The 14,448-nt window shown below is 58.7% G+C and carries 12 protein-coding genes; 4 read left to right on the forward strand and 8 right to left on the reverse strand.

Going from position 1 to position 14,448, the window contains the following annotated elements; translation table 11 throughout:
* Window positions 1-398: 398 nt before the first annotated feature.
* Window positions 399-1,559 carry an ABC transporter substrate-binding protein gene (locus AADA15_RS14530; protein ID WP_341642268.1) on the forward strand — a complete coding sequence of 387 codons (1,161 nt, stop codon included), beginning with the start codon at window positions 399-401 and terminating at the stop codon, window positions 1,557-1,559.
* A 92-nt stretch (window positions 1,560-1,651) separates the two neighbouring features.
* Window positions 1,652-4,324, forward strand: a complete 2,673-nt coding sequence (locus tag AADA15_RS14535; protein ID WP_341642269.1) for a methyl-accepting chemotaxis protein — start codon at window positions 1,652-1,654, stop codon at window positions 4,322-4,324.
* An 821-nt stretch (window positions 4,325-5,145) separates the two neighbouring features.
* Here AADA15_RS14535 and AADA15_RS14540 read toward each other — a convergent pair.
* On the reverse strand, window positions 5,146-5,814 hold the full coding sequence (locus AADA15_RS14540; RefSeq protein WP_341642270.1) for an FMN-dependent NADH-azoreductase: 669 nt from the start codon (window positions 5,812-5,814) through the stop codon (window positions 5,146-5,148).
* Window positions 5,815-5,949: 135 nt separating this feature from the next.
* On the opposite strand from AADA15_RS14540, the gene AADA15_RS14545 reads away from it, so the two are divergent.
* Entirely contained in the window at window positions 5,950-6,834 is an 885-nt protein-coding gene (locus AADA15_RS14545) for a LysR substrate-binding domain-containing protein (RefSeq protein WP_341642271.1), read from the forward strand.
* Window positions 6,835-6,876: 42 nt separating this feature from the next.
* Here AADA15_RS14545 and AADA15_RS14550 read toward each other — a convergent pair whose 3' ends face one another.
* From AADA15_RS14550 to AADA15_RS14580, 7 genes are all read right to left on the reverse strand, one after another.
* On the reverse strand, window positions 6,877-7,674 hold the full coding sequence (locus AADA15_RS14550) for a polysaccharide deacetylase family protein (protein ID WP_341642272.1): 798 nt from the start codon (window positions 7,672-7,674) through the stop codon (window positions 6,877-6,879).
* Window positions 7,667-8,566 (reverse strand): radical SAM/SPASM domain-containing protein, encoded by a 900-nt coding sequence (locus tag AADA15_RS14555; protein WP_341642273.1) that lies wholly within the window; start codon window positions 8,564-8,566, stop codon window positions 7,667-7,669. The genes AADA15_RS14550 and AADA15_RS14555 overlap by 8 nt, the downstream gene beginning before the upstream one ends.
* A 2-nt stretch (window positions 8,567-8,568) precedes the next feature.
* Window positions 8,569-9,258, reverse strand: coding sequence for a class I SAM-dependent methyltransferase (locus AADA15_RS14560; protein ID WP_341642274.1), 690 nt, complete (start codon window positions 9,256-9,258; stop codon window positions 8,569-8,571).
* 44 nt (window positions 9,259-9,302) lie between these two features.
* Window positions 9,303-9,758 (reverse strand): hypothetical protein, encoded by a 456-nt coding sequence (locus AADA15_RS14565; protein ID WP_341642275.1) that lies wholly within the window; start codon window positions 9,756-9,758, stop codon window positions 9,303-9,305.
* A complete protein-coding gene (locus AADA15_RS14570) occupies window positions 9,742-11,091 on the reverse strand; it encodes a radical SAM/SPASM domain-containing protein (RefSeq protein WP_341642276.1) in 1,350 nt (449 codons plus the stop codon). Before AADA15_RS14570 ends, AADA15_RS14565 begins: the two co-directional genes overlap by 17 nt.
* Window positions 11,088-11,729: a hypothetical protein gene (locus tag AADA15_RS14575; protein WP_341642277.1), complete on the reverse strand. Its 642-nt coding sequence runs from the start codon at window positions 11,727-11,729 to the stop codon at window positions 11,088-11,090. Before AADA15_RS14575 ends, AADA15_RS14570 begins: the two co-directional genes overlap by 4 nt.
* Window positions 11,730-11,875: 146 nt before the next feature.
* Window positions 11,876-12,889 carry a hypothetical protein gene (locus AADA15_RS14580; protein WP_341642278.1) on the reverse strand — a complete coding sequence of 338 codons (1,014 nt, stop codon included), beginning with the start codon at window positions 12,887-12,889 and terminating at the stop codon, window positions 11,876-11,878.
* 136 nt (window positions 12,890-13,025) lie between these two features.
* On the opposite strand from AADA15_RS14580, the gene AADA15_RS14585 reads away from it, so the two are divergent.
* Window positions 13,026-14,174 carry a S8 family serine peptidase gene (locus AADA15_RS14585; protein WP_341642288.1) on the forward strand — a complete coding sequence of 383 codons (1,149 nt, stop codon included), beginning with the start codon at window positions 13,026-13,028 and terminating at the stop codon, window positions 14,172-14,174.
* The last annotated feature ends 274 nt before the right edge of the window (window positions 14,175-14,448 follow it).

Consider the following 14,448-nt stretch of genomic DNA (forward strand, 5'->3'; position numbering starts at 1 on the left):
AGAAACCGAGGGGATCGAAGACGACAGAAAGCCAGCGCAGCCTGATACACGGGGATCGATCTATCCCCCACTGCAGTGCGGATGCACACGCCTTCGGCGCAGTCAGGACTGGCGCCGAAAACGCGGAAAAAGCGTGGTTTCCGTATTGAGCCGACAGCAATGCACCTGTGCCCAACTTGACGCCACAAACCGGAACTGACCGACCTTGGAGGCGCCGATCCACACCCGACACCCCGTCGCAACACTCCTGCCAGCGGTCACGATCGCGACGACGCCGCCAGGCAATGTTTAAAGTTTTAAGACAACTGTGAGCAAAAAAAACAGCTTCGTAAGTAAGTCCTAAACATCCGTGGAACAGGCTGCCACGACAGTCGTCAGTAGAGTCACGGAGTAACAGTATGTCATTCAGAAAAGCGATGCTTGCAGCCGCAACGATTTTTGCCTTGCCCGGCCTGGCACAAGCTGAGCAGGGAATTACCGCGAACAGTGTCACCTTTGCACAGGTCGCGGCGTTCGAAGGACCCGCCGCCGCCCTTGGACAAGGGATGCGCCTTGGGATCACTGCCGCATTCGAAGAAGCCAACGCCGCAGGGGGGGTGCATGGCCGGACCCTGACGCTGGACAGCATGGATGATGGTTACGAGCCTGACCGTTCTGCGACCCTGGTCCAGTCGGTCGTCGACGCAAACAACCATATCGGTCTGATTGGGGCTGTTGGTACGCCAACCTCTTCTGCGACGCAGCCGATCGCAACCGCCGCGAATATGCCGTTTGTCGGCCCCTTCACTGGCGCAGGGTTTCTGCGGGATGCAAGCCACGGCAACATCTTCAACGTCCGCGCGACATATTTTGCCGAAACCGAGGCGTGGATTGAATATCTGGTCGATCAGCAGGGCATGAGTTCAATCGCGCTTTTGTATCAAGACGATGGCTTTGGCCGTGTCGGCCTTGCAGGCGTGACGGCTGCCCTTGAAAAGCGTGGCATGACGCTTGCGGCCGAAGGCACCTATACCCGCAACACCACAGCGGTAAAGAAAGCCCTCCTGTCGATCCGAAAGGCAAAGCCGGACGCGGTAGTCATGGTTGGCGCATACAAGCCCGTGGCTGAATTCATCAAGCTGTCCCGCAAGATGAAGTTTGATCCGACCTTCGTGAACATCTCATTCGTGGGATCAGACGCCCTGGCACAGGAACTGGGGGATGCCGGCGAAGGCGTTATCATCAGCCAGGTCGTTCCGTTTCCATGGGACAACTCGATCCCGGTTGTGGCCCAGTATGCCGAGGCTCTGAAAGCCGTCGCCCCCGAAGCCAAGCCAGGTTTCGTATCGCTTGAGGGCTACATCGTGGGCCGCCTTGCCATTGAAGCGTTGGAGGCTGCGGGCAAGGATGTGACCCGAGAGAGCTTCCTCGCGGCACTGTCCGGACTGACCACCGTGGATCTTGGTGGTGTGAAAATGGTTTATGGGGCGGATGACAATCAGGGTATGGATGACGTCTTCCTGACCCGCATCACTGCAGACGGTGGCTTCGAGCCCATCGTTCCGGGTGGCGGATCCTAATTCGCGCCTCATGCGTTCCAAGTAATCAAGCCAAACTCCTGCCCGAACTGCGGGCAGGACCAGTAGCAAGTTTTCTTCGCAAAGGTGCCATTATGATCCGTAAGCTGGGGTCCGCTGTCTTTCGCCGCCTGAACGTCCTGTCGAGCATTCGTGGAAAAATCACTTTCATTCTGCTTGCCTTGACGGCAACGGCCGGAGGAGCAGGCTATATGATCTATCAGTCCTTTGATCGCGTATCGATCAGCGTGACCGAGATGACGTCAGATGATCTGCCAAAGCTGGCACAAAGCAACGCGCTGATTGCGGCGGCGGCGAAAACCAAGGATGCCATGATCACCGTCATGATGGCGCAGAACGATGAAGAGCTTTCGGCGGCGGCATCCGAGGTCGACAAATCCCAGGCCGCTTTGCAGGATGCGATAACAGCCTTGCCTCCGGAGGCTCAGACAGAGTTCGAGGCCGTCCTTGGGCAGGTTCAGGGAACCCTGCGCACCTCCATCCAGGCCCGAGAGGATGTTTTCAAGAACTCCGAGCGTTTCGGTGAAATGACGACGGAACTGCAGGATCTGACAGCCGGTCTGCAAGGCGTCTTGCTTGAAACAGCGGATGACGCGTATTTCAACATATCCATCAATGGCGAAGACACGATCACATCGATCGAGGATACCATGGTCGATCTTGTCGAGAACAAGTTCGCCGCACTCCAGTCGCTGCTGGAAATCCGGTCTGAAATCAACCTCATTTCAGGGGTCGCCCTTGCGCTGGCCACGACGCGGGATGACGCGACGATATCGATCCTTCGGGATCTTGCCGTTTCGTCGCGGGACCGGCTGACCGGATCAATCGACGTTCTGAGCGGAACGGACAGCGGCCTTGCCATCGTCGAGGATCTGGACGCGGTCCTGTCCACTCTGGACGGGGTGATCACATCCTTTGGCACAACGCAGCGGGTTGACAGCAATGCAGTGCTGTCTGCGCGCCAGTCCGCCGACGTGGCCCTGGCCTCTGCAGTGGATGACATGGTGTTTGAACTGACGATTGCAGCCGATGATGCAAGCACCAACAATCGCGATACGGTCCAGAGCCTCTTGGACAATGAAGTCGCCTTTATGAACACCCTTCTGGAAATCAATTCCAAGCTCGGTACGTTCCAGATCGAGGCCCTCAAGATCGCAACAGCGGATACCGTCGAGCAGGCAAAGGTCAGTCAGAAAGCGCTTTCAGCAGCAGCCATGGCCCTGACCGGGTACCGGGAATTCGGCGACGGTGTCCTTGCAAACGGCTTGGATGGCATTGACGCGATGGCTGACCCGGACGCCGGCCTTGCCCATTTCCGAATTCAGTCCCTGCTGGCCGATGGCACGGCAGCTCAGGCGGCTGACGACACCGCCAGGGCAGTCTTGGAGATTTCCGGCCTTGCGTCGCTGCGGGGATTTGCGAGCCAGAAAGCCATTTCGGATCGGGCGATCGATATTGCCAAGGATTCGACCGAAGTTAAACGCAACCTCGTGACCCTGGGCTGGGTAGGATCGGCCTTTGTGTTCTGCGCCCTGGTGCTCAACCATTTCCTGATCGCCCGACCGCTCAACAGGATCAGCCTGACGACAGAAAGGTTGTCGCAGGGCGACATGAGCCCTGTCACCGGTTTTGATCGTGCCAGCGACGAAATTGCGCGTATCGCAGGGGCCCTGAAAGTGTTCCGGGATGGTCTGGTCGAAAAAGAAGAGCTGGCTCGCATCGCGGATGAAGAAAGAGCGGCAAACCAGGCCAGGCAGACTGCTGCAGTAACCGCAATCGGCACAGGGCTTGAGCACCTTGCGCGGGGCGATCTTGCCTATCGGATCGAAGAAGAGCTGACCGAAGGCTACGCGAAACTCAAAGAGGATTTCAATACAACTGCCGAGACCCTCAATCTCACGGTCGTGGATGTGGTTGCCGTGGCTGAATCCATCCGCAGCGGCTCTTCCGAAATCAGCCAGGCTGCGGATGATCTGTCTCATCGCACAGAAAGCCAGGCGGCGACACTGGAGCAGACAGCCGCAGCGCTGGAACAGCTGACCGCGAGCGTACGATCCGCTGCAGATGGGGCGCGCGACGCAGCCGCAACCACGCAGGATGCCCGCACCGAAGCCTCCGAAAGCAGTGACGTCGTGAAGAGCACGGTCAAGGCGATGAAGGACATCGAGGAAAGCTCCGGCCAAATCTCGCAGATCATCGGCGTAATCGACGACATTGCCTTCCAGACCAATCTTCTGGCCCTCAATGCCGGCGTGGAGGCCGCCCGCGCGGGTGATGCCGGACGCGGTTTCGCCGTCGTCGCATCAGAGGTGCGCAGCCTGTCCCAGCGCACGACCGATGCCGCCCGGGAAATCAAGGAATTGATCACAAAAAGCTCTGCCCAGGTCGAAAATGGCGTAGATCTTGTAGACCGCGCCGGCCAGGCGCTGGAAAGCATTGCCGAGCGGGTCACGCATATCTCCGGCCTCGTGAGCAACATTGCCGATGCAACCGGCGAACAGGCAACGGGACTTGCAGAAGCGAACATTGCGATTTCCCAACTTGATCAGGTCACACAGCAGAACGCTGCCATGGTCGAAGAAACAACGGCAGCGGGGCATCTGCTGAGCAATGATGCCGGGAAACTGGCCCAGTTGATGGCAGGCTTCGCAGTCTCAACGCGCCCCCAAGCCGGAGACAGCGGCGCCTCGGACCTCTCCGCGTTGCAACCGGATGATTTACCCCTTGCCCAGCGCGCCAGTGCGTGACCAGAAACACCCGCGATGCTTCGCGGGTGTTTTACACATGCCCCCTATGGTTGGGCTCCGGAATGAAGAATGCGCTCTGCAGGCCTGGTGTTCCGTTCATTAGCGCCAAGCCCTTCGTGTGACGCGCCACTTCTGACCGACCCCGGCCCTTACATGCCATCTGCAAAGGGACCAGAGCCGCAGTGCAGCTTCATCGCACCTGCCATTCGGTATGGCCGCATCCTTCTGACCGGCAAATCACGGCCTCGCGAACACCGCAACGGAGCAACTGGATCTCGCGGTCCGAAGTGGACCAAGCCTGCAGATCCACTCTTCCTTCGAACACGTTCCGAGTACAGTTCTACCACGGTATCTGCGCGCGCATCAAATCTGCTGGTTTGGTTACGCCTCAGCCAATGACGGCTGGCAGAGGCGTAACCACACACATGGGGTCAGGTCTCTTAGGCACATTGCCTCTCCCAATCGACGCATGCTTTCCAACTTTCTTGAAGCCTTCTTCCGCGGCCGAGCCGCCCGCATCCGGCATTGCAGACATGCACCCTGCATCTCTGGGTGAAAACACCGGTGCTCGAAAACGAGCCAAGGGAGAGGTATCAGCCACTGCGCGCGCAGGAAACCACGGGCTGTTTCGCGCTGAACTGAATGCCGTAGTGGTGGGTTCCCGCAGCCCAAAGGATCCTTTTCGCCAAGAAATCCAAGGAAACACAGCTGAGTACGCTGGACGTTCTGCTCCATGAGGTCGCTCGGTGCCCCCGGTTGACAACAAACCAGGGGCGGATCGAAATCCACGCGCCCAGTTTGGAAGATCTCTCGCGGATTCCCTAGGCGGCCTGCGCGCCCGCACCGGCCAGTGTCGCGGCCAGTTCGCGGGTGCGGGCCTCTGCGGTTTCGACCGATGCCGCGTGACGGGCGTCCTTGAACTCCTGATATTCGATGGCGATCGTATCGATATCCGGCTGCGCTACGCCAAAGTAATGCGCACAGGCGGCCAGCGCCGGATCAAGCGCGTTGAGATGCGCCCGCTCACCGCCCGGAGCAAAACCGAATTCGCCGCGCGAAGACAGCACCACCAGCCGTTTGCCGGACAGGATCGGCTCGATCGGCGTGTCACCGCGCGCAAGATCGAAGGAAAAGGTCCGGCCGATCCGGGCGACGTGGTCGATCCAGCCTTTCAGGGCGGTAGGCATGCCGTAGTTGTACATCGGCGCGCCCATGACGAGGATATCCGCCGCGATCACCTCATCAACCAGCGCGTCGGACAGCGCCAGACGCTCGGTCATCCATGGCTCGCGCTCCGCAGGCGGAGTGAAGGCCGCGTGAATGAATTTGTGGTCTATCGCGGGGATCGGGCTCAGGCCGACATCCCGGGAGATCACTTTGGTGTCCGGTGCCTGAGCCAGAAACTCCTGAGTGAACAGCGAGGTCAGATGGCGTGTGAGGGAGCGTTCTTCAAGCTGAGCGCTTGCATCGATCCGCAACAGAGTAGGCATAAGCAATCTCCTGGTTTTTTTGCAGTGCACGCTGTGCCTACCAAGCAACCCCACCCTCTGGCGAAGGCGAATTTTTCATGGCATGGATGAATATGGTTCATCCAGGTTCCACCCCAAACCGAAAGGACAGGACAGATGCGACGCCTGCCTCCACTCCACGCACTCCGTGCTTTTGAGGCCGCTGCCAGGCATCTGCATTTTGCCCGCGCGGCTGCCGAACTCCATCTGACGCCGACCGCAATCAGCCACCAGGTCCGCCAGCTGGAAGAGATTCTGGAGGTGAAACTCTTTCATCGTTATCCGCGCCCCATTCGCCTGTCGGAGGAAGGCGAGGCCTTGTATCCGGTGCTCCGCGAGAGTTTCGACAGAATGGCCAGTGCCATCGCCGACATTTCCAAACAGGACACAGACCGCCCTTTGGTGGTTTCCGTCACAGTCGCTTTCGCCAGCCTCTGGCTCATGCGGCGATTGCCCGCCCTGCGCAGCCAGACGGCGCTCAATCTCAAGGTCGAGGCCGACAACCGGCCGGTCAACCTTTACGAGGGTGATGTTGATTTTGCCGTGCGCTACGCTGTTCAGGCAGAGCCAGAAGGCCAATGGCTGCCGCTGTTCGAAGACAGGCTGGTCCCGCTCTGCGCACCGGAGCTGCTGCGCCAAAATCCGGTCAGGGATGACGCCAGTGTTCTGCGACTGCCGCTGATCCAGTACCGCTGGAATTGCGGCGCGGAGGCATCGCCGAGTTGGCAGCGCTGGTCTCAGGCAGCCGGGTTGGGGCGGGTGGTACCGAAGGTCACACAGCACTTTTCCGAGGAAATAAACGCAATTGACGCGGCTCTTGCAGGTCAGGGCGTGGTCTTGGCGTCCAGCGTTCTGACCGACGCCGCTGTTGCGGCGGGGCAGCTGGAGCGTCTGTCAAAGACAGACTTGCCAGGCAGAACCTTTTGGGCGGTGAGCCGCGACGATCATCCCCGGTTCGCGGAAATGGAGCGGTTCGCCGCATGGGCGCGTGCATCAGGGTAAGCCTGCGAACTGAGGCTGCTTTGTGCCATGAAAGCAGTGCCTTCATGACTGGGAAACCCGGTTGCTGCTCAGCAGCACTTGTTGTTTTTCAGAAGTCCTGAACCCTGAAAACTGCGCCGAGGCCTCATCCAATAGAGCACTGGAATGGCGTCCCAGAGCATAGTCGATGGCGGCATTCCGGTCGCAGGGATGCGGCGACATCCAGATATAAGGATGGGTCAGCAGGTGCAGTGCTGGTTTGGTGCTGTTGCGCCATGCCTCATGCGGCGGGCCATGCCGCCAGGTTCCATCACTGTCCGACAGGTAACAAGGCTGGCCAAAGTAACGGGACCCATATCCGTTTATCAGCCCGCCCGGCGTAAAGTCGTTTCCCAGCCAATGCGAAGCAAATCGCGCAGGCCTGTGAGGTGTTACCAACCTCACCTGCTGCGCAATGACCTGTTCCAGCAGGCTCTGTTCGGCGGCGATATGGTCATCAAGCTGATCGCTCGTATCATATGCTGTTGGGTCAAAGTGCAATCCCACCTCATGGCCCAGCGCTCTGATGTCTTGCAGGCGGGATTTGGCCTGCGGAGTGAGGATGTTGTAAAAAGGCGAGCTGACCATGACAAAGTAGGTGGCCTGCCAGCCCTGTTCATGTTCAGCCTTCGCCATTGTCAGCGCCGCGTCCAGTGACAGGTCAATGTCATGACGCAGCAGAAGGTGTCCTGCATTAGCATCGAAGGTCTCAAAATCAACGATCTGCAGCCCGGCGGACACAAAGCCCCGCACCAAGGCGACATAGCCATCCTGTGATCCCGCAATTGCAACGGGCCGCCCCGACGAACGCGCATCAAACATCGGATACCATCCTTTCGATCTCGACCGCGGAATACGCACCCGCCAAGGCGTATTCGCATCTGCTGCAGATGAACCCCTCGGATCCATCAAGCGTCCTGCGCAGAAACTGCGCAAACGGGACGTCGGCCTGAATTTCGGCATAAGTCTGTCTGGCGAGATTACCAATACGGTTTTCAAGTCCATAATCCATGGCGCAGACCACAAGATCCCCGTTGGGAAGCAGCACATTGGACAACATGCGGTCCTTGCGACAGCGCAAGGGCTGGCCGCGGGTTCGGACGGCTATGTCCTCGGGGCTGTAGGCGGAGCCGATGGTGCGGCCCTCTATCCTGACGTTTCCGGCCCGGTCCTGAATGCGCCGCGTGACCATGTGACGACGGCGATCCAGCGTGGCGAAGGCACGATGCGGGGCCCCAATTGTCAGCAACTCCAGCCGGTCAGCCAGTCTGTTTTGCAGATACGCGACTTTGGCAATGTAGGCTGCATTGACCGCAAGGCGCATTTCTTCCAAGGCATCCGGGAGATGCAGCACGAACCGCTTCAAGGGAAGCTGGGCCACACGGTCTATGTCATCCTCTGTCATTCCGTCAGCAGTCGTGAACACTGCCACATGGTGCCCCTTGTCAACAGCATGTTCCACCATCTGCGTGCAGTCGCGATTGTGCCAGGGTTCTCCGAAACCGGAGAAGTGAACATCAACGGACGGAGGTACGGTTGAAAGAAATGATTGGAAATCGGCCGGGTCCATGACTGCCTTGCCCCGATCCGGCAATGTCCGGAACGCAGCCGTCAGCGTCGACTGCGGACAGTATGAGCAGGCAAGACGGCAGCCAATCCGGGTGGTCACCTCGATGGTTCTGGCCGTTCCGGCCGCTGAAACGGATGAGGTCATGTCTATTTTCGCTTTCGAGCAATCACGAACAGATGATCCCATGCGCTGCGTTTGCGTTTGTCGATCAGCGCCGGAACAAGACCGGCGGCGTCCAGCTCCAGAAGCAGCTCTTCAGCGGGAACCAGATGACGCCATGCCTGCTCACCAAGATACAGGCGCTTTTCTTCGGGGGCATATATGTAGTCTTTGAACTGCATATCTGTGCCCAGTACCATGCTGCTGAAAACCGCAAGCCCATCGTCGCGCAGCACCGAAGCGATCCCTGACAGGGCGCTGCTGCGAATGTCATGCCCCAAACAGTGCAGGCAATTTCCATCGATAACCAGATCGAACCGCGCAGGTCCGAGGCTGGCAACGCTCTCGGCGCGGAGTTCAAGAAACCGAACATCAAGGGAGGACGTCCCCCAGCGTTCCCGCGCCCAGGCAACAGCGGTGGGCGAAAAATCGATACCGGTAACGCGATGCCCCTTCGCAGCGATGATGCTACTGACATGTCCGGCACCGCAGCCGATTTCCAGCACATCCTTTGCGGGGGCAGAAAACTGCTCCTGCAGCAGAGGTTGCTTCAGATCACGTCGCCATCCGTTCAGGCGGTCTTCCAGTCTGGCGCCACCCCAACCGTCGTGGTCCGACTGGCGCAATCTGCGCCAGCTGTCTTCAAAAACCACGCATGGAGAGGACAGATCACCCATCAAACAGGGCGTCTCTCCGTCCCGGAACGGTGCAGTTCACGGATTCAATCGCCTTTCTTTGCGGCCATGCGATCTGACAGCATCTGAACCTTCATTGCGCCAAAATCCTTGGCCATCGCCATCGCATGATCCATCGAGTAATTCTCGATAACATACTCGATAGCCTGATCAAAATCATAGCCTTTCCATTTCATCAGGAGGTCAATCGCCTTGCGGCCTTCGATCGGAGTGCCGCTGCCTTCTTTCTTGACGGCAAAGGCGCCATTCAGAAGGTCCACATCGATCGTGGTCCCCTCGACATCAAAGGTAATCGTGTTGCGCACGACCTTGCCCGGCTCGCCCGTCAACTCGTAGATCAGTTCGGCGGCGGACACCCACACCGCATTGGCACTGGCACCGACCTGACAACAAGCCAGTTCGAACCCGGCGCCATGGCTTACGGGGCCGCCGGTCAGATTGGTCGCCGGGCTCATGCCCGAGTCGTCATGAGTATTCGACATCGTGCTTCTCCTTCATGGTTTCTTCGATTGAAAATTTCAAAAGTTCACGTGTGAGATGACAGAGCGGTCCATGCGTGTTGACCGCTCCGTTCGTGATGCGTGCAGACAGGCAGCCGGAGGCGCAATTCCAGCGGGCCGAGCATGTCTTGCAGTCGTCAAAGTGATTGGTGTCTATGGCCAGCAATGCATTGATCTGATCAACATCAAAGTGAAAGGCCCCGTCGGAATAGCTGCCGGTCTTGAACATGTCGTAGGCGTCATGCTGCTTTCTGCTGTACCGATGACAGCCACTGACCATCCCTTCCGGGGTGACGGTAAATTCCGTATCGCAGAACCGGCTGCCTTTGCGGGCGATATTCGTGAACTGCTTGCATGTCACATCCACGCCAAGCGCACGACCTCGTTTATAGGCCGCCTTGAAAGCCTCGACGAACTGCTGCTGGGCAGGTTTTGCCTCCCCCTCGGATACGGAGCGACCGATTTCGGACATCGGCTCAAACCGGATCTGAACCGGACCGCAGATCGCATGGGCATATTCCACCATCTCGACCAGATGCGCCGCGCCCTCGGCGGATATCGTCGACCGCAGATGAAACGGGACCCCGGCCGCGGACAGCTCTTTGACGACGCTGATCAGCTTGTCCTGCGTGCTGGCGCCATTGGCATAAGGGCGCTTGGCCTGCAGCTCTGGCAGGATATCGAAGGACAGGGTGATAAAATCGATGTTCTTGCTCAGCCAGTCGACGCGCGATGGGGTCAGCAGCGTTCCGTTGGTGATCAGACGAATGAAGCGGCTGACGCCACTGTCCGAAGACCGCTGCGAGATATAGTCTGTCGCCTGCTCAAGCAGCGCCCATTCCACCGTCGGCTCACCGCCGCCGATATAGCGAAAGGAAGCCGCCTTCTGGTCGGTCTGGCTGGCATTCTCGCAAACCAGATCAACAGCCGCCTGCAACAGTTCTGTCGACAGCTTCCTCGACTTGATCGGCAATGAACTGGCGTAGCAATAGGTGCAGCCCAGGTTGCAGTTTTCTGTGAAAATCAGGGTTGCTTCGACCGGTTTGAAGGCGTCCAGGACCGCCGTGCGCGGCTGGGGGGTCTTGTTTCCCCCAAAGAGCCCTGCCTTGCGCAAAGCCGCCAGGCGATGCGCATCCTCCTCGGCATCAAATCCCTGCGGATTGCGTTTCAGCCGAGCGATGAGCGCAGCCATTTCGGCATCCACATAAAACGCCTGACCATGCACGGGGGCGTGAGCGATCAAGCGCCCGTCACTTGCTTCAAAGACGTTGATGTCCGTCGTCAGGACATCGAAGTTCACCATCTCGTGTTTCATGTGATATCCTCCAGTTGCTGCCGGTTTTCGAACCGCCCGTCCCAAGCCCCCTCAAGACCCAGCCCCCTCAGACACAGGCGCGCCTCTTCGGGCAGATCCTGTTCCAATAAAGTCCCCTGATCCCGCAAACAGGCGTTCGCCTTACCAAGCAGACAGTGCAGATGCAGGTGCATCAGACCCTTGACGGTCTTCATCCTGAAGCTCGGGATATGCGATGCGCGAATATTGCAATGCCGCGTGGTATTCACAGAGGTCAGCACGGTTTGCGGACAGGCTTCATCATAAAGCTCAAGCTCCCGGCGCCAGGTCGCAAGATGCGGATCAAGCAGGGTCTCCTGTGCCACGCGGCGGTTGAGATGCGGCGCATCCCAATGGCGCCCGCCCGCAAGCAGCGTGTGGTAATCAAAGGTAATCAGGTCGTATCGGTCACCTGTCTGGGCAACCGCATCCAAGGCCGCGTTCAGCAGGATTTCATCCGCGTCGTTCCGGATGATCCAGTCCGGCTTTGCCTCTTCCACAAGGCGCTGTGCATGATTGCGCGCAGCGATCTGATCGAAGCCGCCGTCCGCAACCGCACGATCAAGACCACTGCCAAAATCCTTGTGGACCTCACGCACATTCGGGAAACGATCGGCCAACTGACCAAATGTAGGCGGTTTGTCCGTGCCTGTGTGCAGGACGACAAGGGACGTAACAGCAGGATGCCCAGCTACATTCGCAAGAACGAAGGGAACAAGTCCTGCCTCACCCCGCGAAACAGTTGTGAAAACACCGATGGGAAACATCAGCCACACCAAGACAGAATTAAAAACACGCGACCGTTCTTTTTGCAAAGATCGGAATAAAATTGCTTTTTCACCCTATCAGGGTAAACAAAATAATCAAGGGGCCACTTCAGGTTTGCCTTTAGCTCCGAAAGAACCCTGATACCAGCAGCAACCGGAGTCTCCACTCGACCGTCGGCTAAACAGCCCCATTGAATGAAGCCAGTCTCACGTTCGTGAAAGGCATCAATCGAAAGCGATCTCGAAAACGCGTCTGCCAGATCAATCGTCGCCGCCGCGCCTGGAGCAGCAAGCAGGATCAACCGGCCCCGGGGCCGGAGCCGTTCAAGATACTGGTCCGGGTCAGCCCCCAGAGGCGCAGCAAGGACAATCGCGTCAAAGGTCTCTGACTCCGGCAACCGGTCGCGAAGCGTCCAGGAGCCCGGATGCGCATTCGCCAGCGCAGCTCTGCGATAGGCATGCCGGTCAATCCCGAACAGACGGTTTTGCCCCTGATGTCCGAGCAAGCGCATACAGATATGCCCAAGCGGTCCCAGCCCGATGACCGCCACCGACCCACCATCCAGCCCCCCAAGAGAGCGCATCCCCGATGCTGCAACATTCGCGTATCGGGCCAGCAGGAAATGAAGCGGCGGCCGATCTTCTCCAAAAGCGACAAGATCGTCTGTCAGGACATTGAGGTGAAGATGGCTAGCATGGGGGGCTTTAGCCACAATCCAGCTGCCGGGAGCAATGACGGGATAGATGGCGCCGACCGCCGACCCGACCTCGGTCACCCGCCCCATGACCACTCCGGTCGGGACTATGCTGTGCGGGGCGGTCGGGTCGGCTACGGTCTCCAGCTGTTTCAATTTCGCCAGATCCGTCCCGGAATTCACGAGGCTATTCTCGGATCGCAGGACAATCCCATAAGGGCCGGGAAGCCTCGGCACTGGTATGTCTTCCATACGCACCCGCGCCCCGGCTTCAAAAATCAGGCGTGCTCCGTGTTCGTCTGTCTGTCGCGATTTCATGTGCCATCTTGGCGCTGTTTTCTTCGTGCAATCAAGTCGGCCTGGGCCATGCAAGTGCGGGTACACGGCGCAAGGCCACTTGATATTTGACAGTGGGATCTCTTGCCGCTTCAGTATCTGTCAGAGTGAGAGCCCCATGAAACCAAGTCATTACGAACGCCAATGGCACCTGCACGGTCGCCACCCCACCGCCGATATCTCGAGCGAGGCGGATTTGGGGTGTGAAGATTTCTGGCATCGCCATGGGACTGGAAGCGCGGATATCGTTGTTGCTCTAGCTGATGATGGTGTGGACATTCAGGTGCCCGGACTGGAGCGACCAGGGAAGCTCGCCGGCCATGCGCATCACGACGGCGAAACATGGCGCGTTCACGCGGGTCAGAACCATGCCGACCTTGCGCAATGCCGCTTTGGCGGCACCCATGGAAATGCGATGGCCGCGCTCATCGCAGCGGCTGGCGAAGACAGAGGACAGGGCGTTGCACCGGGCTGCAGGCTGTTCCCGATCCGATTGCCGATGCGAAATCGGCAGGTCATCCTGAGCGAACCACTGCTGGCCGGGATGCTGGGGATCATAGATCGGCATGCCGATATCGCCCTCCTGCCGATTGCCCGTCATCCGGTCATGCATTTCTCGCGCAACATTCTCGATCGCATGGCCGCAATGGGCCAAAGCGGCGGACGCAGAGGAAAGGGCGTGGTATTCGTCTTTCCGGCTGGCAATGCCAATTGTCCGATCCATTTCCGCACGAGTTCGCCAGTCAGCTTTGGGCGGGAGGCAAAGACGAATACGGCGCTGCAATCCCGCCGCTTTCGGAATGCCTTTGCCGAGCTAGACTGCAAACTGCACGTCTCCGCCATTACAGCCGCTGCCCAAAAGGCCTTTTACAGTTGTTATGGCCCCGGCATAGATATCTGTGCCCCATCCAGTTGCGAGCGACCGTTTTCCAAGGAGAAGACAGCAGAGCTACCAGGGCTGGCCACGGCGTATCACAGGGACGGGCGGTTTTCCGACAACTTCAAGGGTACGTCGGGTGCTGCGGCACTGGTCGCCGGCAGCGCTGCACTGCTGCGCGGTCTGCACCCGGATGCAACGGCAACCGAAATCGTTGCAACCCTCAAGGCGCAGGCTAGTAAATCTTTGGACGAAACGGACATCTACAGCCTGGTCCAGCTCCGCCCCTGGGAGCAGCGGCCTCCGGATGCGCTGTCCGAAGGAGGATTTGATCACAACGGTTGGAGTCCCTGGTTCGGGCACGGAAAAACAGACCTGCGTCGCTTTTGACCGAGATCGGTTTTGCTGCACAGACCCGTAAAGGGATCCGGGAGCGGATCGGGTGATGCCACCCGATTTTGGCCGCGGGTTTTCCGTCTGACGAAACAAGAAACTTGGAATAGCCCCCTGAAAGGGGTCCACCGACGGGAAAGCCCAAACGCGGAAAGCGCCCTTTAGGGCGCTCTTACATTGATATGTTTTTGTGATTTTGGTTGCGGGAGTAGGATTTGAACCTACGACCTTCAGGTTATGAGCCTGACGAGCTACCTGGCTGCTCCATCCC

It is taken from the genome of Phycobacter sedimenti (assembly GCF_038148855.1).
Classification (GTDB): Bacteria; Pseudomonadota; Alphaproteobacteria; order Rhodobacterales; family Rhodobacteraceae; genus Phycobacter; species Phycobacter sedimenti.